At 62.9% G+C, this 21205-nt stretch carries 24 protein-coding genes; 18 read left to right on the forward strand and 6 right to left on the reverse strand.

The genetic code is table 11. The features are described from left to right. The first annotated feature begins 7 nt into the window (after positions 1 to 7). From FJ548_RS26635 to FJ548_RS26660, 6 genes are all read left to right on the forward strand, one after another. Positions 8 to 1069 carry a glycosyltransferase family 4 protein gene (locus FJ548_RS26635; protein ID WP_246678777.1) on the forward strand — a complete coding sequence of 354 codons (1062 nt, stop codon included), beginning with the start codon at positions 8 to 10 and terminating at the stop codon, positions 1067 to 1069. 2 nt (positions 1070 to 1071) lie between these two features. Further along, a complete protein-coding gene (locus FJ548_RS26640) occupies positions 1072 to 2202 on the forward strand; it encodes a glycosyltransferase (protein WP_140779426.1) in 1131 nt (376 codons plus the stop codon). After that, positions 2199 to 3293 (forward strand): glycosyltransferase, encoded by a 1095-nt coding sequence (locus tag FJ548_RS26645; protein ID WP_140779427.1) that lies wholly within the window; start codon positions 2199 to 2201, stop codon positions 3291 to 3293. Before FJ548_RS26640 ends, FJ548_RS26645 begins: the two co-directional genes overlap by 4 nt. Continuing rightward, positions 3290 to 4399: a glycosyltransferase gene (locus FJ548_RS26650; RefSeq protein ID WP_140607132.1), complete on the forward strand. Its 1110-nt coding sequence runs from the start codon at positions 3290 to 3292 to the stop codon at positions 4397 to 4399. Before FJ548_RS26645 ends, FJ548_RS26650 begins: the two co-directional genes overlap by 4 nt. 23 nt (positions 4400 to 4422) lie before the next feature. Beyond that, complete coding sequence (locus tag FJ548_RS26655) at positions 4423 to 5469, forward strand: UDP-glucuronic acid decarboxylase family protein (protein ID WP_140779428.1); 1047 nt, start codon at positions 4423 to 4425, stop codon at positions 5467 to 5469. Between the two features lie 212 nt (positions 5470 to 5681). Beyond that, positions 5682 to 5867: a hypothetical protein gene (locus FJ548_RS26660; protein WP_140746266.1), complete on the forward strand. Its 186-nt coding sequence runs from the start codon at positions 5682 to 5684 to the stop codon at positions 5865 to 5867. A 10-nt stretch (positions 5868 to 5877) separates the two neighbouring features. Here FJ548_RS26660 and FJ548_RS26665 read toward each other — a convergent pair whose 3' ends face one another. Further along, the gene (locus tag FJ548_RS26665; protein WP_140779429.1) at positions 5878 to 7626 is read right to left on the reverse strand and encodes a hypothetical protein; all 1749 of its coding nucleotides are present in this window, start codon (positions 7624 to 7626) and stop codon (positions 5878 to 5880) included. A gap of 152 nt (positions 7627 to 7778) precedes the next feature. Here FJ548_RS26665 and FJ548_RS26670 point away from each other — a divergent pair, with 152 nt between their 5' ends. From FJ548_RS26670 to FJ548_RS26715, 10 genes are all read left to right on the forward strand, one after another. Beyond that, positions 7779 to 8882 (forward strand): inositol-3-phosphate synthase, encoded by a 1104-nt coding sequence (locus FJ548_RS26670; RefSeq protein WP_140607135.1) that lies wholly within the window; start codon positions 7779 to 7781, stop codon positions 8880 to 8882. Continuing rightward, a complete protein-coding gene (locus FJ548_RS26675; protein ID WP_140759649.1) occupies positions 8879 to 9475 on the forward strand; it encodes a histidine phosphatase family protein in 597 nt (198 codons plus the stop codon). The genes FJ548_RS26670 and FJ548_RS26675 overlap by 4 nt, the downstream gene beginning before the upstream one ends. 13 nt (positions 9476 to 9488) lie before the next feature. Further along, positions 9489 to 10589, forward strand: a complete 1101-nt coding sequence (locus FJ548_RS26680; protein ID WP_140779430.1) for a glycosyltransferase — start codon at positions 9489 to 9491, stop codon at positions 10587 to 10589. After that, on the forward strand, positions 10589 to 11392 hold the full coding sequence (locus tag FJ548_RS26685; RefSeq protein WP_140779431.1) for a nucleotidyltransferase family protein: 804 nt from the start codon (positions 10589 to 10591) through the stop codon (positions 11390 to 11392). The genes FJ548_RS26680 and FJ548_RS26685 overlap by 1 nt, the downstream gene beginning before the upstream one ends. A gap of 1 nt (position 11393) precedes the next feature. Next, positions 11394 to 12155: a TIGR04290 family methyltransferase gene (locus tag FJ548_RS26690; RefSeq protein ID WP_140779432.1), complete on the forward strand. Its 762-nt coding sequence runs from the start codon at positions 11394 to 11396 to the stop codon at positions 12153 to 12155. Beyond that, entirely contained in the window at positions 12148 to 13080 is a 933-nt protein-coding gene (locus FJ548_RS26695; RefSeq protein ID WP_140779433.1) for a beta-xylosidase, read from the forward strand. Before FJ548_RS26690 ends, FJ548_RS26695 begins: the two co-directional genes overlap by 8 nt. A 12-nt stretch (positions 13081 to 13092) precedes the next feature. Beyond that, on the forward strand, positions 13093 to 14157 hold the full coding sequence (locus FJ548_RS26700; protein ID WP_140779434.1) for a glycosyltransferase: 1065 nt from the start codon (positions 13093 to 13095) through the stop codon (positions 14155 to 14157). Continuing rightward, complete coding sequence (locus FJ548_RS26705; protein WP_140779435.1) at positions 14154 to 15149, forward strand: GNAT family N-acetyltransferase; 996 nt, start codon at positions 14154 to 14156, stop codon at positions 15147 to 15149. Before FJ548_RS26700 ends, FJ548_RS26705 begins: the two co-directional genes overlap by 4 nt. Beyond that, positions 15146 to 16069 (forward strand): class I SAM-dependent methyltransferase, encoded by a 924-nt coding sequence (locus tag FJ548_RS26710; RefSeq protein WP_140779436.1) that lies wholly within the window; start codon positions 15146 to 15148, stop codon positions 16067 to 16069. The genes FJ548_RS26705 and FJ548_RS26710 overlap by 4 nt, the downstream gene beginning before the upstream one ends. A gap of 293 nt (positions 16070 to 16362) precedes the next feature. Beyond that, positions 16363 to 16548 carry a hypothetical protein gene (locus tag FJ548_RS26715; protein WP_140607144.1) on the forward strand — a complete coding sequence of 62 codons (186 nt, stop codon included), beginning with the start codon at positions 16363 to 16365 and terminating at the stop codon, positions 16546 to 16548. Here the strand turns inward: FJ548_RS26715 and FJ548_RS26720 are convergent, their stop codons facing one another. Beyond that, positions 16549 to 17124, reverse strand: coding sequence for a sigma-70 family RNA polymerase sigma factor (locus FJ548_RS26720; RefSeq protein ID WP_140607145.1), 576 nt, complete (start codon positions 17122 to 17124; stop codon positions 16549 to 16551). A gap of 416 nt (positions 17125 to 17540) precedes the next feature. On the opposite strand from FJ548_RS26720, the gene FJ548_RS26725 reads away from it, so the two are divergent. Next, complete coding sequence (locus tag FJ548_RS26725; protein WP_246671419.1) at positions 17541 to 17798, forward strand: hypothetical protein; 258 nt, start codon at positions 17541 to 17543, stop codon at positions 17796 to 17798. Beyond that, positions 17795 to 18673, forward strand: coding sequence for a cytochrome c oxidase assembly protein (locus FJ548_RS26730; RefSeq protein WP_140779437.1), 879 nt, complete (start codon positions 17795 to 17797; stop codon positions 18671 to 18673). Before FJ548_RS26725 ends, FJ548_RS26730 begins: the two co-directional genes overlap by 4 nt. A 19-nt stretch (positions 18674 to 18692) precedes the next feature. Here the strand turns inward: FJ548_RS26730 and FJ548_RS26735 are convergent, their stop codons facing one another. The 4 genes from FJ548_RS26735 to FJ548_RS26750 are packed head-to-tail and all read right to left on the reverse strand — an operon-like array spanning position 18693 to position 21188. Continuing rightward, positions 18693 to 19025, reverse strand: coding sequence for a hypothetical protein (locus FJ548_RS26735; protein WP_140779438.1), 333 nt, complete (start codon positions 19023 to 19025; stop codon positions 18693 to 18695). Positions 19026 to 19027: 2 nt separating this feature from the next. After that, positions 19028 to 19387 (reverse strand): hypothetical protein, encoded by a 360-nt coding sequence (locus FJ548_RS26740; protein ID WP_140779439.1) that lies wholly within the window; start codon positions 19385 to 19387, stop codon positions 19028 to 19030. Continuing rightward, positions 19387 to 20607, reverse strand: a complete 1221-nt coding sequence (locus FJ548_RS26745) for an Nramp family divalent metal transporter (RefSeq protein WP_140779440.1) — start codon at positions 20605 to 20607, stop codon at positions 19387 to 19389. The genes FJ548_RS26740 and FJ548_RS26745 overlap by 1 nt, the downstream gene beginning before the upstream one ends. After that, complete coding sequence (locus FJ548_RS26750; RefSeq protein WP_140779441.1) at positions 20604 to 21188, reverse strand: hypothetical protein; 585 nt, start codon at positions 21186 to 21188, stop codon at positions 20604 to 20606. The genes FJ548_RS26745 and FJ548_RS26750 overlap by 4 nt, the downstream gene beginning before the upstream one ends. Between the last annotated feature and the right edge of the window lie 17 nt (positions 21189 to 21205).

Consider the following 21205-nt stretch of genomic DNA (forward strand, 5'->3'; position numbering starts at 1 on the left):
TATCCTGATGACCACCGATGCCGTCGGCGGCGTGTGGCAATATTCGCTCGATCTTTCACGCGAGCTCGCTGCCGCGGGCAACAGCGTCGTGCTTGCCGGCCTGGGGCCACCGCCTTCTGCCGAACAGGCGGAAGAGGCACGATCCTTCGCCGCCCTGGAATGGCTCAAGACCCCGCCGGACTGGATGACGCACGATCAATGCGACCTTGATCAGCTTCCCGAGGAATTGCGGGAGCTTGCGAGAGTCTACGCCATTGATCTCATTCACCTGAACGCCCCGGCACAGGCGGCCGGGCTCGACCTGCCCTGCCCGGTGGTCGCCGTATCGCACTCCTGTGTCGTCACATGGCTGCACGCGGTGCGCGGCGAGGCGGTCGCGAACGATTGGGCCTGGCAAAGGGATCGCAACAGAGCGGGCCTGGATCGGGCCGATGCGGTCGTGGCCCCGAGCCGGAGCCACGCCGATATGCTCGAGATCTGCTATGGCCCGATCCCCCGCCTGAGCGTCGTCTACAACAGTGCGGCACCAGGCCCGGCGGCCGAGCATCGCGAGACATTCGTCTTTGCAGCGGCCCGTTGGTGGGACGAGGGAAAGAATCCCGCGGTGCTGGATGGCGCGGCCGCGATCGCGGAATGGCCCTTCTTTGCCGCCGGTCCGCTCGACGGGCCTGAAGGACAGCACGCGCGTCTCCAGCATTGCGTGTCGCTCGGGCCGATCCCTCACGAAGAGGTCAGGCGGCTGATGGCACGCGCCGGAATCTTCGTGTCGACGTCTCGCTATGAACCTTTCGGGCTTGCGGCCCTGGAGGCGGCGATGGCGGGCACCCCCCTGGTCCTGGCCGACATCGGCACCTATCGCGAGATCTGGAACGGCGCGGCGCTGTTCTTCGACGCGCGTGATCAGCATGCCCTTGCCGGCTGCATCGCCCGCCTTGTCCACGACGACGTCCTGCGGAGACAACTCGGCCAGCGCGCGGCCCGGCGGGCGCGCAAATTCTCGCCGCGCTCGCAAGCGACGGCCATGCGGGAAATCCACGAGCAGGCGGCGATGGCCGCCACGGAACGGTAGCCATGCACTTCCTGTTCTACACCCATTCCGCCGTCTCGGACTGGAACCACGGCAATGCGCATTTCCAGCGCGGCATCATGCGCGAACTCATCGCTCGGGGACATTATGTGATCGCGCTCGAGCCGGCGGACGGCTGGAGCCGCTGCAACCTGCTGGCGGAGAAAGGGTCCTTCGCGGTGGAGCGCTTCAGGAACGATTTCCCGGAGCTGATGCCTGTGACCTATGATGCGTCGTTCGATCACGAAGCCCGGATCGCCGACGCCGATGTCGTGATCGTCCACGAATGGACGGCGCCGGACCTCATCGCGCGCGTTGGACGCGCGCGGGCCAATGGAGGCGATTTCACACTCCTGTTCCACGATACGCACCACCGGGCTGTGTCTGCGACCGAAGCCATCTCGGCCCTCACGCTGGAGCATTATGACGGCGTGCTCGCCTTTGGCGAAGCCTTGCGAGAGAGCTATCTTCGGGCCGGCTGGGGCAAGCGTGCCTTCACCTGGCACGAGGCGGCGGATGTGCGCTTGTTCAAACCATGCCGGCGCATGAAGCCCATCGCGGATCTGGTTTGGGTCGGAAATTGGGGGGATGACGAGCGCAGCGCCGAAATCCGCGAATTCCTGATCGATCCGGCACGCGAGCTTATCTTGTCGGGAACGGTGCACGGCGTGCGCTACCCGCCTGCCGCGCTCAACGCGCTCGCCGATGCGGGCCTGCACTACGAGGGCTGGGTCGCCAATGCCGATGTGCCGAAAATATTCGCGCAGCATCGCGTCACCGTGCACATTCCCCGCCGGCCTTATCGGCAGGGTCTGCCGGGTATCCCCACGATACGCATGTTCGAGGCGCTGGCCTGCGGCATTCCCCTTGTGTCGGCGCCCTGGTCCGACGCCGAAGGCCTGTTCCGTCCCGGACAGGATTTCCTTTTCGCGCAGGACGGCGACGAGATGCGCCGCCACCTCAGCGACGTGCTGCATGATGGAGAGCTTGCGCTGACGCTTGCCGCATCCGGGCTCGAAACCATCCTGGCGCGACACACATGCCGGCACCGAGCCGACGAACTGTTCGACATACTGGCCGCATGCGGCAACCGTCATGTAGCCACTCGAGTGCCCGCAAAGGAGGCCGCCGCATGAAAATCGCCTTTTACGGATCAAGCCTGTTGTCGTCGTACTGGAATGGGGCGGCGACTTACTATCGCGGGCTGCTCAAGGCGCTGTCGCGCCGCGGCTACGACATCACCTTCTACGAACCCGACGTCTACGACCGGCAGAAGAACCGCGACATCGAGGCCCCCGACTGGTGCACCGTCGTGGTCTACGAGCCGACGCCGCATGCGCTGATGCAGGTTGCGGCTTGCGCGGCGCAGGCCGACATCGTCGTCAAGGCAAGTGGCGTCGGCTTCGAGGATGACGCATTGCTGAGCGCGGTGCTCGAGCATGCCCGCGCCGACGCGATCACCGTATTCTGGGACGTCGACGCCCCTGCAACGATCAGCCAGTTGCGCGCCGACGCCGACCATCCGCTGCACGATGCCTTGCGCAGGATCGACCTCGTGCTGACCTATGGCGGCGGTGGCCCCGTGGTGTGGGAATATCGCGCCCTCGGCGCGGTCGAATGCGTGCCGATCTACAACGCGCTCGATCCCGAGACACACCATCCGGTCGCCGGCGACCGGCGTTTTGCTTGCGATCTTGCCTTTCTCGGCAACCGCCTGCCCGACCGCGAGGCGCGCGTCGACGCCTTTTTCCTCGAACCGGCCCGAGCGCTGGACGGCAAGCGTTTCCTGCTCGGCGGATCCGGGTGGGGAGACAAACCTCTGCCTGGCAACGTCTCCTGGCTCGGCCATGTCGGGACCAGGGATCATAATGCCTTCAACGTCACGCCGAAAGCGGTGCTGAACATCAGCCGCGACAGCATGGCCGCCAACGGCTTTTCGCCGGCGACCCGGATTTTCGAAGCGGCGGGGGCAGGTGCCTGCATCGTCACCGATGCCTGGCTCGGTGTCGAGATGTTCCTGACCCCCGGTGAGGAAATACTGGTCGCGAGAGACGGAACCGACGTCGCGGAGATCGTGCGGACGCTGACACCCGCCCGGGCAAAGGCGATCGGCGAGGCAGCACTGCGACGTGTTCTTGGCGAGCACACCTACACTCTGAGGGGAGCCCTGGTCGATACCGTCTTCAGGGAGCACGTCGGACGCCCTACCGTGGAGGCGGCGGAATGACGAAGCAACTCGACATCGTCTTCCTTGGCCTTTCGCTGTCCTCGTCCTGGGGGAACGGTCATGCAACGACTTTCCGCGGGTTGCTGAGAGGCCTTCATGAACTGGGCCATCGCATCACGTTCCTCGAACGCGACGTGCCCTGGTACGCGCGCCATCGTGATCTGCGGGAGCCCGATTTCTGCACCTTGCTCTACTACGAAACGCTCGATGAACTGCGTCGTGCCCACGAGCGGCGCCTGCGGCGAGCCCATATTGTGGTGGTCGGATCCTTTGTGCCCGAGGGGAAGGCAGTGATCGACACTGTGGCGTCGCTCTGCGGCGGGCAACTGTGTTTCTACGACATCGACACGCCGGTGACGCTGGCGCAGATCGCCGAAGACGACTGCGATTATCTGGCAAGGCGACAGATCCCGTATTTCGACGTCTATTTCTCCTTTACCGGCGGGCCGACGCTCGACCGGTTGCAGTCCGAATTCGGCGCGCAACGAGCCGAGCCGCTCTACTGTTCCGTCGATCCGGAGCGGCATCATCGGACCGACAATGCCATCCAATGGGATCTCGGCTATCTCGGCACCTACAGTTCGGACCGGCAGCCGGCTCTTGAAGCGCTGCTGCTGGAGCCAGCGCGCCGGCTGCCGCGGCGGCGCTTCGTGGTCGCCGGCTCGCAATACCCGTCTAATATCGCCTGGCCCGGCAATGTCGAGCGTATAGAACATTTGCCTCCGGCCGAGCATGCTGCCTTCTACAGCCGCCAGCGCTGCACGCTGAATGTCACCCGCGCATCGATGATCGCGGCCGGATGGTCGCCGAGCGTGCGGCTGTTCGAGGCCGCCGCCTGCGGCACGCCGATTATCAGCGACCGGTGGCCGGGCCTCGACAGCTTTTTTCCCGAATCGACCATTCAAACCGCCGACAAACCCGACGACGTGATCGCGATCCTGAGCGGACAGAACGATCGTGCAAGGCTCGCCATGGCGGACCGGGCTCGCAAGCTTGTTCTGACGAGACACACCGGCATCGCCCGGGCCCGTGAATTCATATCCCGGCTGGCACCACCGGCTCGGATGCGTTCAGGCCTCGGCCTGGACGTTGGAAGTGCGGCATGACTGGCAGACAGGAGAAGATACAGATGCGGCAATCAAGAAAGGCGCAACGGACGCAGACGGTGCTTATCGCCGGCGGCGCGGGTTTCCTCGGTTCGCACCTTTGCGAAACATTGCTCCGGGATGGTCACCGGGTGATCTGTGTCGACAATTTCCTCACCGGGCGAATGGACAATATCAGGCCACTTGTCGGCCGATCGCGCTTCCGGCTGATCGAACAGGACATCTGCACCCCGCTGGAACTCGGCGAACCGGTCGATCGCATCTTCAACATGGCTTGCGCGGCGTCCCCGCCGCGCTATCAGGCAGACCCGGTTCACACGACACGCACATGCGTCATCGGCACATTCAATCTGCTTGAACTCGCGGCAGACAACGGCGCCCGGTTCCTGCAGGCTTCAACCAGCGAAGTCTATGGCGATCCCGAACAGCACCCGCAAAAGGAGGACTATGTCGGCCATGTCAACTGCACGGGGCCGCGGGCCTGCTATGATGAAGGCAAACGGACGGCCGAGACCCTTTGTTTCGATTACCTGCGTGCCGACAAAGCCGATATCCGCGTTGCGCGCATCTTCAACACCTACGGGCCGAGGATGGATCCGGCCGACGGCCGCATCGTCTCCAACCTGGTCATGCAAGCCATCGAGAAACGGCCGCTGACGATATTCGGCGACGGACATCAAACCAGGTCGTTCTGCTATGTCACAGATCTCGTCGACGGGCTGCTGCGCCTCATGGACATCGATCCAAATCCGCGCCAGCCGGTCAATCTGGGCAACCCTGGGGAATTCACCATCCTGCAATTGGCAAGCCTGGTACGCGAGATCACAGGCACGCGGTCGGCCGTGACGTTCCTGCCCTTGCCGCAAGACGATCCGCGCCGGCGCCGGCCCGATATAACGCGTGCAAAAACGCTGCTCGGCTGGGCGCCCAAGGTGCCTCTCAGACAGGGCCTGCTGCAGACGATCGGTTACTTCGCCGACCTCGACACGGATCGGATGGATGCCTCCCTGACCCCGATTGCCGCCACTGGCGGTTCAAGGGCAGGCAAGGCGCAGAACCTGCCGGTTTGAAGACTGCCGGGCTGGCGCAATGACATGGTTCGCGGTGTTCAATTCTGCCGCGGCCGGGAACATCCACGGGCTCTCGGGGTTGGGCTGTAGCAATTCCGGGAAAGGTGCGAAGCGGTTTTCCGTCTGGAATTGCGCGAAACAATAAGCTAGAGCCGGTCCACGGTTCGATCATACGCTGAACCGCTCTGGGGAGCCCGGATGGAGAAGGACCCGTGCAACCGAAACGATCCGCCAGAGACATCGATCAGATCGCCGCCAGGGAAACGGCCGCCTATTTGCGGCGGGCCTCCATCACCTATCTCGAATGTTGCATCAGCTTGATGATGACGCATCTGCAGCGCGAGGAGGTTGCCTCGATTCTGGAACGAGAAGCCGACATGCTGCGCAATCTGGATTGAGCTCGCGGCTTCAGGCCCTTGCCAGTTCGACGAAGCGCAGCAGCCCCGCCTGGTAACGCCGGACGGTATCGGCCAGCCGGGTGCGGTCCCGCTCGTCGCAGGATTGGGTCGCCATGGTCCACAAGCCGAGCTGAAAAGCCAGGTAGCAGGGCTCCATGTAAGCAACCAGGTCAAGGTCGATTCGAGACCGTGTTCCGGTTTCCATGCAACTGACGAGCTTCGAAACCTCCAGGTTGGTCAGGCCATGTTCGACGCAGGCTCCGGCGACGTCCCATTCTATCGCCTGGCAGCCCACGAGGTCATGCGAGCGGCAATGATCGACAGCATCCGTCTTGAGCAGCGTTCCGTCCGGGCGAGTCAGGAATTCCCAGCGATGCAGCCGCCCATCGATCTCGACCTTGCGTTGGGTTTGTGGCAGCTGCCGGCTGGCGAACCAATCGCGCAATCGCGTCCCATGACTCTCCCCCAGCGCCCGGGCGCAATTGAAGACTGCCATGCCTGCGAGTTCTGCCAATGAAGCGCCGGCTTGCGTGGTTTGCAAATTGGCGTCGCGCCAGGCGAGGTATCGCCCCAGATGCTCGATGAGCCTGTCCCTGGATATATGAGCCTCGTCAGCAGTTTCCGGGTCGACCCAGCGCTCGATCAGAAAACCGTGGCGGAGCCCCACGACCGGCGGACCGAAGCCGGCCTCTTGGAGTGACTTTGCGGACTGCAGCTTGCTTCGGCCGGTTTCGCCAATTCCGGCGAACTTGACCAGCCATCGCTTCGCGCCTGCCGAGGCCATGAACTTGCGGCGTTCGAAACCGCCGAAAACCGGAGGCCAGTACTCAGGCTGCGTTCGGAGACACTCGCGCCAGGCTCCGCCGGAGATCTCGCGCAGCCGGATGTCTGGCCTGCCCAAAAGCTCGGCGACCCAGTCTTGCAGCGACGGCGCCGTCGAACGGTCGAAAGCGTGCTCGAAATCCGCAACGTGGCGGCGGCAGCGGAGCCAGAGCGCACGTATGTCGGGCGACGCCTGGGCACCCGGCTCGCCAGGATGACTGGGAAACAAATGGATGCGCTCGATGTCGATGCCAAGGTGAAGCAGCCACGCTATCACCGCATGGAACGAACTGCCGGAAAGGCCAGGCCCCTCATCAACGATGGCAAATCGGGCGGCCGGATCGTGGCGCCAACCGCCAATCAATTCGGGATCGGCAGCGATGCCGCGGCGGAAAGGATGCCCAATGGGCCGCACGCTGACTGGCGGTGGGGCGCCGATGGCGGCCGCGACCATCGCGGCGAGCCCGAGACCGATGCTGCGAATGCCGATGACGCAGGTGTTCGCGGCAAGCCCGGAACGTCGGGCGGCGACAAGATAGGTTTCGGGGTAGAGCGCGTAAAAGGCATAGCCTTCGGCGGCCCCGGTGACGACTTCGCCCTGGCAATCCAGGTCCCGAAGCATAACGAGAATATCATCGTTCAGCGCTCCGCTAGCGACAAAGCCGCATTGCCAGGACCACGCAACTTCCTGCGCCAGCCCGAAAAGGATTTTTGCGCCTTGCCGTTGACGCAGTGAATTGCTGTCGAGCCCAGAGGCCCGGAACTCGATGTCGGCAAGGCCCTGGGCCAGCTCCGAAACGCTTATGAACAGGCCCACCAGGGCAGCATGCCGCTCGATGCCGGCCGGCATCGAGCCGATGTCCGCCGCTGCTTCGCAGGCGGCTTCTCTGAGCCGCGACGCGCTGTGCACCTGCTTGTGGTCACCAAAGACGATCATCGTTCCTGCCGGACTATCCCGCCGCCAACGCCGACTAGCCCTGTTTGATCCGTGCCGGGCGCCGCAATTTTTCACGATTTGAAGGAACATTCGTGGCCGCTCCCGGTTCGGCAGCGAGGAACTTACCTCCAACCAACAGAGGCGTCGGTTTCGTGGCATCGAAGAAAGTTCGTATCGGCATCGTCGGTGTCGGCAATTGCGCGTCCTCCCTGGTGCAAGGGCTGACCTATTATCGCGACGCAAAGAGCAACGAGCCGATACCCGGACTGATGCATGCCGACCTCGGCGGCTATCATGTCGATGACGTCGAGGTCGTCTGCGCGTTCGACGTCGCAACGACCAAGGTGGGGCGCGACGTCGCCGAAGCAATTTACAGCGCGCCCAACAACACCTTCCGCTTCGCCGATGTGGCGCCGACCGGCGTTCGGGTCGAGCGTGGTCCCACGCTCGACGGCATCGGCAAATATCTGCGAGACGAAATCGAGGAGTCGAAGGAGCCGGTCGCCGACATCTGTGGGGCGCTTCGCGACAGTGGTTGCGAGGTGCTGGTATCGTATCTGCCGGTCGGTTCCGAAGAGGCGACGCGTTTTTACGCCGAATGCGCGCTGGATGCCGGCTGCGCATTCGTCAACTGCATCCCCGTCTTCATTGCTTCGCGTCCTGAATGGCGGCGGCGGTTCGAGCAGCGTGGCCTTCCCCTGGTCGGGGACGATATCAAGAGCCAGGTCGGCGCGACCATCGTGCACCGGTTGCTGGCCAATCTTTTCCGTGAGCGCGGGGTGCGCATCGACCGCACCTACCAGCTCAATTTCGGCGGCAACACAGACTTCCTCAACATGCTGGAACGCGAGCGGCTGGAATCGAAGAAGATCTCCAAGACCCAGTCCGTTGCCAGCCAACTCGACGTTCCGCTCGAGGCGGGCAACATCCATGTCGGCCCAAGCGACCACGTGCCTTGGCTGACCGACCGCAAATGGGCCTATATTCGTGTCGAAGGCACGACCTTCGGCGGCGTGCCGCTGAATGCTGAACTCAAGCTCGAAGTGTGGGACTCGCCCAACTCCGCCGGCGTGGTGATCGATGCGGTGCGTTGCGCCAAACTCGCGCTCGACCGCGGCATCGCAGGCGCCCTGACCGGGCCTTGCAGCTATTTCATGAAATCGCCGCCGGAGCAGTTCACGGACGCCGAGGCACGCCTGCGCACCCTCGCCTTCATCTCCGGCAAGGACGAGCCGATGCTCGATGCCGCCGAATGACAACGACGTTTTTTCTGATCCGGCATGCGGCGCACGACAATGTCGGCGGCTATCTGGCGGGCCGAATGGAAGGCATCTGCCTTGGCGAAGCCGGCAAGGCACAGGCTCAGCATCTCGCCGGTCGCATGGCCCGCGAACCCCTTGCCGCCATCTGCAGCAGTCCGCGCGAGCGCACGCTGGAAACCGCAAAACCGATCGCGCTTGCCTGCGGCGTCAACGACATCGCGATCTGCCAGGAGTTGGACGAAATCGACTTCGGCGTCTGGTCGGGCAAGACTTTCGATGAGCTGAATGCAGACGCCAGCTGGCGTCTGTGGAATGATCAACGCCAACAGGCGCGCACGCCGAGCGGTGAAACGATGCTGGATGTCCAGCAGCGCATCGTCGGCCTGATGGACGCTCTGCGCCAAAATACCCAGGGCCAGTGCGTTGCGCTTGTCAGCCACGCCGACGTCATCAAGGCAGCGGTATGCAAGGTGCTCGGTCTCCAGCTCGGCGACTGCTTCCGCTTCGACATCGAGCCGGCGTCGATCACCACGATCGTGCATGGCGACTGGGGCTCGAAACTCATTCGCCTCAATGAAAGCGCCTGACAGGAGTTATGAAATGCGGATGGTCATTTTCGGCCTCACCGTTACCTCTTCATGGGGAAACGGCCATGCCACGCTATGGCGCGGGCTTATACGGGCGCTGGCGCGGCTGGGCTGGTCTGTCAGCTTCTTCGAACATGATACGCCCTACTATGCCGGAACCCGGGATCTCGACCATCTCGATGGCGGTCACCTCGTCCTGTATCCCGACTGGGACAATATCCGCCGTGTCGCCGAGGCCACGATCCAGCATGCCGATGTGGTCATCGTCACCTCCTATTGCCCCGACGCCGTCGAAGCCTCGCGGCTTGCGCAGCAAGCCTGCCGTGGACTGAAGGTGTTCTATGATCTCGACACGCCCGTCACGTTGACAAGGATCGAGCAAGGCGAATGGCCGCCCTATTTCGGTCCGGAAGGCCTGCGCGATTTCGATCTGGTGCTGAGCTATACGGGCGGGCCGGCGCTCGATGCGCTGAAGACGGTGCTCGGCGCGGGTTTCGTCGCTCCGCTTTACGGCCATGTCGATCCGAAACGCCACCGGCCGGCTCAGGCAAGAGCCGATTTTGCCGGCGACCTGTCCTATCTCGGCACCTATGCCGCGGACCGTCAGGCCGGCGTCGAGAAGCTGCTGGTCCAGCCCGCGGCCCGGCTCCCCGATCGCCGCTTCATCATCGGCGGCGCGCAGTATCCGCAGGAATTCCCGTGGAGCGACAACATCTTCTTTGTCAGACACCTGCCGCCAGCCGATCATCCGGCCTTCTTCTGCTCATCGCGGCTGACGCTGAATGTCACCCGCGAGGCGATGGCGAAAAAGGGCTGGTGCCCCTCGGGCCGGCTGTTCGAGGCGGCAGCCTGTGGCGCCGCAATCATCAGCGACAGATGGCCGGGCCTGGACAGTTTCTTTGAACCCGGCAGCGAGATCCTGCTCGCCGACACCACTGACGACGTGGTCGCCGCCTTGAGCCTGTCGGACCGGGAGCTTGACACCCTGCGCATGCGCGCCCGCGAGCGTGTGCTTGACGAACACACATCCGCGCGGCGCGCCGCGGATCTGGACCAGATGCTGAACGACGCATTGCATGCGCCGGCGCGCGAACAGATGAAGGAAGCCGTTTGATGCTGGGCATAGTGCCGGCCGCCGGACGCGGCAGCCGTATTCAACCGCTCGGCTTCTCGAAAGAGTTGCTGCCGGTCGGCAGCAGGTTGGACGGACAGACCGAACGTCCTTGCGCGGTGAGCGAATATCTCGTGCGGCGCATGGTGCGCAATGGCGTCGACAGGATCTGCTTCGTCATCGGGTCGGGCAAATCGGACATCCTGGAATATTACGCGGCGGGCTACGACAACGCGACCGCCATTTTCGTGGCCCAGCCCTCCCCGGTCGGTCTTTGCGACGCGATCTTCCGCGCGGAGCCGCTGGTCTCGCCACAGGAGACGGTTCTCGTCGGTCTCCCTGACACCATCTGGTTTCCCGAGGATGGTTTCTGCCGGCTTGCCGACGACCGGCTGTCCTTCCTGCTGTTCCCCGTTGATCGTCCCGAACTCTTCGACGCCGTGGTTATCGACGAGGGCGACCGGGTGAGGGAAATTCAGGTCAAGCAGCGCGACGCCGCGACCAATTGGATCTGGGGCGCGTTCAAGATGCCGGGCCGTATCTTCCACCAGCTTGCCGCGCTGTGGCGCGAGCGGGACCGTTACGACGAATATCTGGGCACGCTGATCAATGCCTATCTGGCTTCTGGAGGTGAGGCTTATGGTGTCAAGGCAGGCACCGCCTACGTCGATGTCGGGACCTTCAACGGCTACCGCACGGCGCTGCGCCTGCTCGAAAACAACGATGTCCCCGCGGACGCAGGCTCGCATCTGTTCACGGCTCAGGGCCGCTCGCACGTACCGTCCTTTCCAGGCGAAGGAGGTTAGAATGCTGCATTCCAATGCCGATATACGTCGTCGCATCGATGCGCTCGGGCCGTGGTTCCACAATATGGAATTGGCCGGCGTCGAGACCGCGCCCGACCATTTCCTCGGCAATTATCCGCTGATCAAATGGCGCAAGTTCGCGGACGCGATCCCTGCCGACCTGACGGGCAAGTCCGTGCTCGATATCGGCTGCAACGCCGGCTTCTATTCGATCGAAATGAAAAGGCGTGGCGCCGACCGTGTGCTCGGCATCGACTTCGACGAGGCCTATCTGGCACAGGCCCGTTTTGCCGCCGAAGTCGCGGATTGCGAGATCGAATTCCGGCAATTGTCGGTCTATGACGTCGGCGGTCTGGGCGAAAGCTTCGACATCGTGCTGTTCATGGGGGTGCTCTACCATCTGCGTCATCCGCTGCTGGCGCTCGATCTGATCCGCGAGCACGTCGTGGCCGATCTGTTGATCTTCCAGTCGATGCAGCGCGGCAGCACCGATTTGCCCGAGCTCGAACAGAACTACCATTTCTGGAGCCATGAGCTGTTTGACCAGCCGGAATTCCCGAAACTTCACTTCATCGAGCACCGCTACGCCGACGATCCGACAAATTGGTGGATTCCGAACCGCGCCTGCGCCGAGGCCATGCTGCGCAGCGCCGGATTCGAGATCGTGCGGCATCCTGAAACGGAGGTTTATTTTTGCCGCGTGGCCGGCGAGCCGGCCAGCGGCGGTGCCGTCTATCCGGTGAAAGGGAGACAAGATGATTGAAGCCGCCATGATCTGGAACGAGCCCAACAACAAGTCCCATTGGGATCCCGAGCTTGATCCCGACTGGAGCCGCTTCGCCACCATGGCGATCCTGGCCGCGGATGCGATAAAGCGGGAAAATCCGGCAGTGACCAAGGTCCTCGGCGGTATCTCGCCGATCGATGCGGGGTTCATGACCCGGATGAAGGAATTCGGCGTGCTCGATCACCTCGACGCTGTCGCCGTGCACGGTTTCCCGCTGGACTGGAACCTTTGGCAAATCCAGGAGTGGCCGCAAAAGCTCGGCGAGATTTCCGCGGTCATCGACCTCCCGGTCTGGGTCAGCGAAGTTGGTATCTCGACCTTTGGCGCGGAAGAGGTCCAGGTATGGGGCTTGCGCCGTACGGCCGAACTGCTGATCGGCAATGCGCCGCGCATCCAATGGTACAGCCTCTACGACCTCCCCCGTGCCTGGGAAGCCACCACGCGCCACCGCGAAGCGGAAGGATCTTCCTATTACCGCCACTTCTATATGGGCCTGCTGCGCGAAGACGGCACGCCGAAGGCGGCACTCGAGGAATTCCTTCGCTACGCTCCGCAGATCGGATTGGTCCAGTGGTTCCACTACCAAGACCATCGGCTGGACGATGCCGTTGCCTGGATGAAACGGCTCGGCGTCACCCATATGCGTACAGGCCTGTCCTGGGCCGACAGTTTCAGGCCGAACGCGCTCGACTGGTTCGACCGCCAGATGCAGGCGCTTGAGGATTTCAATGTTACGGTCACGTTCTGCTTCACGCCCGAACACCGTGGCCTGCAACCCCACCACACCAGCCCGCCTTTGGTGCCGGAGGAATTCGCTGAATTTTGCGCCGGTATGATCCAGCGCTATGCGCCCGGGATCAGCGCCGGCGCGGTTCCAGCGCGTCGGGCCTCGGCCGCATGAGGGCTTCGTGCTGTGACCCTCACGGTCCTCAATGTAGCCTATCCCCTGGCCCCGGTCGGGCCTGACGCCGTCGGCGGCGCGGAACAAGTGCTGTCCATGCTGGACCGTGCGCTGGTGCGGATGGGCCATCGTTCCCTTGTCGTCGCTTGCCAGGGCTCCAACACGGCCGGCACCCTGATCGAGACCCCTGCCGAAACGGGCGTACTCGATGAGGCAGCCAAGAGGCGGGCTCAGGACGCGCATCGTGCGGCAATCGCTGAAGCCCGCGCACGCTGGCCGGTCGATGTGGTTCATCTGCACGGCATCGACTTCGATGCCTACCTGCCGGACACTGGCCCGACGCTGGTAACACTGCACCTGCCGCTCGAATGGTACCCGCCGGCGGTGCTACGACCGGTGCGCGAGGACCTCTGGCTCCACGCGGTATCGGCGGCGCAGCAGGAAACAGCTCCGGCCGGCTCCATTCTGGTGCCGCCGATTCCGAACGGCGTCGACATCGATGCTTTGAGCGAAACCCGATCGCGGCGCAATTTCGCGCTGGTGCTCAGTCGAATATGCCCCGAAAAAGGCATTCACCTCGCGCTCGAAGCAGCCAAGCAGGCGGGCGTGCCGCTGGCCATCGGCGGCAGGCTCTATCCCTACCAGACGCATATCCAGTATTTCCACGATGAAGTCGCGCCGCGTCTCGACAGGCATAGGCGCTTCCTCGGACCGCTCGGCTTTTTCGCCAAACGGCGTTTTCTCAATGCCGCCAGCTGCCTGGTCATCCCCAGCCTCGCCGCCGAAACAAGCTCGCTTGTCGCCATGGAGGCGCTCGCTTGCGGCACGCCGGTCGTTGCCTTTCCGAATGGCGCGCTGCCCAACGTCGTCGAGCATGGCAAGACCGGCTTTCTAGTCGACGACGTCGACGAGATGGCGCGAGCCATCATGGCCTCGGCCGATCTCGACAACGAAACATGCCGGACCGAGGCGCGCCGCCGCTTCTCCCTCGAGCATATGCTCTCGTCTTACATGGATGTATATGAAGGCCTGGCGCGGCTTGGCGCTCGCCAGCCCGCGCTGGAGACCCACCCGTGAGCGGTCTCCACGCCGAGATCATCCGCGACGAAGGAGCATTGGAGGCGCTTGGACCGAGCTGGCGGCGGCTCTGGTCGCGATGTCCCGCCGCGACGCCTTTCCAGTCTCCCGCCTGGCTCCTGCCATGGTGGCGGACATTCGCGCCGGGTGAATTGACGGCGATCGCCGTATGGAACGGACACGATCTTGCCGGCCTGGCGCCGCTCTATCAGCAAGCGCACGCTTCCGGTCCGCGCTTGTTGCCGATCGGCATTTCACTCAGCGACTATCTCGACATTTTGAGCGCACCGGAACAACAATCAGCGGTCAACGCGGCAATCGCCGAGGCTGTACTCTCGCTCGAATGGTCGCAATGGGTCCTGCCTGATCTCGCGACTGGGGCAGCCGCCCTGGCCCTGACACTGCCGGCCGTGCGGGAGAATTGCCATTCGGGCCATGCCGCATGCCCGGTGCTCCCGCTTGCTGGCGATGCGTCGCTGACGGGTTGCGTCCCCGCCCGGCGCAGGCGTCAGTTGCGCCGCGCCCACCAAGCCGCACGCCGCAGAGACCGTGTCGACATCCGGCGCGCCGAGGCCGATCCCGAAACATTCCTCGGCCAGCTGATCCGGTTGCATGGCGCGCGTTGGGATGGGCAAGGCGGTGGCGTGCTGGCTGACGCCGCCACGCGGGAATTTCACCGGAATGCCCTCCCCCGCCTTGCGGCGGAGGGCTTGGCCCGATGCTGGCTGATCGAGATCGGCGGCTCGGTTGTCGGCGCCTATTACGGGTTCCATCATGGCCGCCGCGCCTATGCCTATCTCGGCGGCTTCGATCCAGCCTATGCCGGCGAGAGCCCGGGAGCGATCCTGATCGGTCACGCCATTGGCGAGGCTCTCCGTGAAGGCGCGCGGGAATTCGATTTCCTGCGTGGCCAGGAAAGCTACAAATATGGCTGGGGCGCGCTCGACCGCTGGACCAGACAAAGGATGTGGACGCGGAGCACGCCGGCATGACGGCGCCGCGTCCCGGATCTGTCCATGAGGCGGCAGCGGCAATGCGCACGCTCGAGATTTGCATGATCGACGGCGTTTCCCCCGAAGTCGCCCTCGCCAGGCTGGCGGTTCATGTGGACACAGCAATTGACGCGGCGGATTTGGCGGATATCGCCTTGACCATGCGGTCAAACGACAGTGCCGAACGATATTGGCTTAAGTCCGTTGCTGCGCTGCTTTTGCGCAAGCTGGATAATTTCGAGGACCTTCGCGCAGCGGCCGCTGCGGTTTGCCATGACATTGGCGAAGGTGAAACGACCACTGCTACCGTGCAGCGGCTGGCGAGCGGCTTTGACGGCGCGGCCGCCATTTCGCCTGCCGCGAGCGTACAATTGTCCTCGCTCGGCGACGAGGAAATCCTGGCGGCAACGACGGCCGAAATTGTCGGCTGGCTGGAAGGTCACGGCTTTACCGGATCCGGCAAGGACATACTGGATATCGGGTGCGGCATTGGTCGGTTCGAAAGGGCCCTTCACGCCATGGTCGGCCGTTTGGTTGGCATCGACATTTCTTCGACCATGCTGGCGATCGCAGGCCGGCAATGCGCATCGTTTGCCAATGTGGAACTGCGGCAGACATCGGGCTTGGACCTCACCGACTTCGCCGACAAGAGTTTCGACGGCATACTGGTTGTCGACAGTTTTCCCTATCTGGTGCTAGCCGGGCTTGCCGAGCGGCACTTGAGCGAGATGGCGCGGGTGCTCAGGCCCGGCGGCATGGCAGCGGTTTTGAACTACTCCTACCGGGGGGCGGTCGCCCTTGACCGCTACGACATCCATCGGTTCGCAAATGCGTCCGGCATGCGGATCATCGTCGACGCGGAGATGCCATTCAGCCGCTGGGACGGAACTGCATTTCTTCTTCGAGCCGGAGGAACATAGTGCCTCAACCCGTGTTCGAGAGGAATCGCAGCGATGTCCAGTTCAACCATGGATGTGGAATCGGCATGCCCTGCGACGCCGGCTCGATGGCAACCGATCGAGGGACCGTCGGTGGACGACCACGCTGAGCTGAATCGTCGCCTTACCGTGACGGCTCGAAGGGAAAATTTCGGATTGCCGAACAATGTTGTGCAGAGCCGGAGGCCGGCCGGATTGCAGGCCGGGATTGCCTTGCAAACGCCGGCCGCCTGTGCACACTGTTTTACAGGAATATCATTTGTTAAGAGAATGCGATGTCTCGCATGAGCCAGCGCAACCTTGGCCCCCAGGCAAGTCTAGGCATGGACCAGGAGATTGCGTCACTGCTGTCAGCCATCGAACAGGAGAAAGTTCCTGATCGCCTGACCGCGCTTGCGATGGAGCTGCAGAATGCGCTGGTCGAAAAGCGCCTACGCGAGACGACGATCAAGTTGAGCTGATTATCGGTGGCGTTCGGCGCCGGTATCGTAATGGTCTTCGGACAAATAACTGCGCCTTTCGACCAGTGATTGCGACGAGGTCTCGCCAAGCGCTTCCAGCACGCCCGCGCGTGCGCGATTCAGGCGGCTTTTCACGGTTCCCACCGCGCACCCGCATATCTCTGCCGTTTCCTCGTAGCTGACTCCCAGCACCCCGATCAGCATCAGCACTTCGCGCTGATGCGCGGGAAGCGCCTGGATGGCACCGTGTACTTCCTTGCTCTGCATCGACCAGTCCTGGGACGCTTCGGAAATCGGGCGGCTGGAGGCGCAGTCAAGCAGCCCGGGCGCCTCCCTGGCTGCCGCTCTGACGCGGGTATAGTGGGTGTTGCGCATGATGGTGAAGAGCCAGGATTTCATTCGCGTTCCCGGCTCGAATTTGTCCAGATTGGCAAGACCCTTGGTCAGGGTCTCCTGCACCAGATCGTCGGCGTCCCCGGGGGCGCGGCAAAAAGTGCGCGCGAAAGCCCTCAGCGCCGGGATCAGATCGACGATGGAAATGCTATCCGCCTGGTTCGCGCGGTCCTGGAGTAACAATGGTCGGCCCTCGGCAAAAGATGTTAACGGAGACTAGGAAGAATGCAGGAGAATGAGGATCGTTCCTGTCTGGACGTAAACTCGTTCCAGGATCCCTGCCGCCAACTTTCGACCCATCGTGCTCCCGGTCAACTGGGCCGCCGAAGCCGGGTTCGTTTCGAATGGTCCACGTGACCCCGCGAGGCCATTTGTTCCTTGTCGGAACATTGCTTTCGCACCGTCGTTAGATCCGCGGCGGCTGTGGCAACATAGCTGGAAGTGGCAGCTCGCGCGACAGCCGGAATTCTTCAGCATGGTCGCTTTGCGGGTTCCCACGTTGGTGAAGCGGACACCGAGTTCGGATGCGCACGGTTCTATCGGGTTCTTCCTGGTGCGGGCTCCTGTCAGGACCGCTGAGTTGGGCTATCGCGACGCAAGTGAACTACGTTCTGGTGCCTTGGCAATGCGCCCATCAGGTGCCAGTCGTGCTGCCCTTGGCTTTGACGCTTACGCTGCTTTCGCTCGTCGGAGGTGCGCTATCATGGCGGGCAAGGCGGCTACACGGCGCCTCCGGGCGCAAGCAAAACACTGAACGCTTCATTGCCGATCTCGGCATGGGGACGGCTTTGTTGTTTGCGCTGGTCATCCTCATGCAAGCCAGCGCCGCACTCATCGTCGATGGCTGCCTGCGATGAGCTTCGATGCATTCTTCTCCAGTTCGATTTGCTACGGCGCGGGCGCGCCGGCAGCGGGATGGACCTTGGCGCTGCCGATTACCCTGCCGCTGATGGCGGTGGCCATTGCCTATGCGACCGGCGCGACGCGGCTGTGGCGCCGCAGTGGCCACGGCAGGCCTATACGGGCACGGCAGGCACTGTGGTTCGCCATGGGCTGGATTGTCTTGACGGCGGCTTTGGTCAGTCCGATCCATGCGCTTGGCCAACGGGTCTTTGCTGCGCACATGATCGAACATGAACTGCTGATGGCCATGGCGGCGCCCTTGCTGGTTGCAGCATGTCCTGCCGCGGCCTTGCTGTGGGCATTGCCCGCCGGGTTTCGGCGCAATCTTGGAACGATCGGGCATGGGAAACTGCTGCGGATGACCTGGGCCTTCGTCGCCCGTCCGCTCAACACGACCGTCATCCACGGCATCGCGATCTGGGTCTGGCACATCCCGGCCCTGTTCGAGATAGCACTTCAGCAGGGCGTGCTGCACTACGCGCAGCACGCAAGCTTCTTCGGCACTGGCCTGCTCTTCTGGTGGACCTTGCTGCCACGTCCAGGCCGCCAGCAGAATTATGGCAACGCCGTGATGCATCTGTTCGTCACCTCGCTGCACACCGGTCTGCTCGGCGTTCTGCTGCTTTTGTCGCCGAAGCTCTGGTATCCGCAAAACGCTGTCGGCGCGGCGTTGTGGAACCTGAGCCCTATCGAAGACCAGCAGCTCGCGGGATTGGTGATGTGGATTCCGGCTGGCCTTGTCTATGGCGGAGCAGCGCTTCTCATGGCCGGCCTTTGGATTCGATCAAGCGAAACCAGAGCAGGCGCCGATGCGCTTCGGCCAAGTTAGGTCGGCCCGCGTGATAGCTTCATGTCCCGCTCTCGGGCTCCGCCTTCATGCCACCAAGTTCTTCCTTCGTGCAAAGGAGCTTGGGCTTCATCGGATCCGAAATATCCAACTTGTCCCACGGAATTCGATAGAGCCCCTCGCGGCGGCGAAGTCCAAAAAGGTCGAGAACAGCGGTACCTACGGAGGAAGCGGACAGGCGTTCAAAAGCGGCGAAAATGCCGATGTGGAATTCGGTGACGACGAAGTCGTCGCCTTGCGATTCCGCGACGATCTCCTCTATGTAGCCTATGCTTTCGCCATTTTGGGACAGGACCCTCCGGCCAGCCAGATGGTCGACGTTCACGATCGCCATCTTCAGGCTCCCGGAATTCGGCCGATGACATGATCGCGCAACCAATCCTGCCAGTCGAAGATTTCCGTCTCGCGCACGTCGATGTCGAATTCGATGTCGACGCCGATGTCGCGCACCTTGCTCCAGGGGATCCGATGCGGCCGGGCGTGCCGTTCGCCACCGAGTTTTGCCGCAAGGCGCGCCATCCAGCGCCCTGGCAGCCTTCCAAGGCGGCGCGCCAGCGTAACCGATCCAACTTCTATGGCAATGATCCTGGGCGGCTTGCCTGGCCTCAGTTCGGCGACCAAACCGTCCAGCTTGCCGATCTTGACCTGCTCACGATCGACAACCTGTTTGTCCAGCATATCGCGCAGCAGCTTCATCAGGTGCCTCCGAATATCTGCAGGGGGATGGTCACCACAGCAAGCACAAAGCCCAGCGTGATGATGAAGATCACCGCGATATTCGAGATGATCCCGTTGCGATGCTCGCCGACGTAATGCTTGTCGTTCAGCAGGAAGAGAAAAGGTACCACGGTCAGCGGCAGGCTGGCAGCGGTAATCGCCATGGAAAAGACCGTCAGCCTGAGCGGATCGAGGCCAAGCGCGATCGGGATCGCGGCAAGGAAAATCGACACCGAATAGACGCTGGCGAAGCCCGGATTGTCACGCGGCTTGCTGTCCTCGCCCCATGTCCAGCCAAAGCCCTGCGCGATCAGGTAAGCCTGTTGCAGCGCAATTTCGAGCACGGCGCCGAAGCAGGCAATGCCGAGTGAAGCGACAAACAGCACGAAACCCCAGAACCCGAAGATAGGGATGAGCATCAGCGGCAGCTGATTGTAGTCGTCCACCTGACTTATACCATGCGCGCCGAGCACGAGCGCGGCCACGATCAGAACGCCGACGGAAATTGTCCCGCCAAAGCTCATACCCAGGCCGGCAATGGCGCGATTGGTGCCGAGATAGTTCTTGTCCCACCGGTCCTCGATCGCCCCCGAAGAGTAAAACATGAAGAGATAAGGTGATATCGAGGCGCCAAGAATGCTGACGGCCATGAACCAGTAGTTTGCCGTATCGTGACTGGGCAGGCTCGGCGCGGCGCCGTCAGCAACCTGTTTCCAGTCCGGCTTGAGCATCACCGCCGCGACGACGAAACAGAGCGTGACAAGGCCGAGCGTCGAGACGCCCTTCTCGATCAGGCCGAACGTGCCTTTCCACAACAACAGCCACGCTACGAAAGCGACAGGCAGCGCCCACCATTGGAAGCTGATGCCCGTGGCAAGTTCGCCGGCAATGGCAACGCCACCGATCTCCGCCGACAGCACCATGAAATTGACCAGCACCGTGGTCAGGAGCGGCCACAGGAAGGCATTGAAGCCGAACCGCTCGCGGATGCCGTCCGCTATCGTGTGGCGGCTCACGGCAGCGAAGCGGCCGGCCATCTCGACCAGGAAGATGATGCAGACGGTGCCAAGAACGACCGACCAGATCAGCTGGAATCCGAACAATGCGCCGGCCTGAGCGGCCGTCGCCATCGAGCCGATCTCCAGAAAGCCCCCAACACTGGTAACGACCCCAAGCGAAATCTCGAGCAGCTTTTTCATGACTTCGGCTGGTCGTATCTGGCAGCGGCGACAGTCAGATCCGCCATCGCGCCGTTAAGATCCTGCCGCGCCTTGTCCGCCTGCGGCCGGCTGCCGGCCTTCACGGCGGCTTCGGCATCTTTCACCGCCGTTGACAGCCGTGTCATCGCCGCCGAAACTTCACTGCTCCTTCCGGGTTCGGGCGAGGCGTCCGACCGCAACTGCCGATCGGCCTCGGTGACGGTTTCGGCAAGCGATTGCAATGTGGCCGCCGTATAGCGTGCAGGGGCGGCTCCTGCCATCCAGGCGTCGGTTGCCAGGGCTGCCGTCTGCGCGGCTGATGCGACCGTCCTGGATTGCTGTTGGACGGGGTCGGAGGACGTACAAGCAGCCAGGGCCACTGCGGTCATCACCAGGCAGGCGCGGCAAAAAAGCCGCTCAACGCAATTCTTGAAAAGCTTCAAACTCCACTGCCTCACTGCCGAACGCCATCCTCCCTCGGCCGCGCACAATGCCGGTCGGGTTTCGGCGTCATCTTTCGCCCCTCGACAAGTTGATGAAGCTAAAAAACGGGCTAAGGCGGAAAGTTCCGTACGGGCCAAAGATTGCCTCGCTAACT

This window comes from Mesorhizobium sp. B2-4-17, assembly GCF_006441275.1.
In the GTDB taxonomy this organism is placed as follows: Bacteria; Pseudomonadota; Alphaproteobacteria; order Rhizobiales; family Rhizobiaceae; genus Mesorhizobium.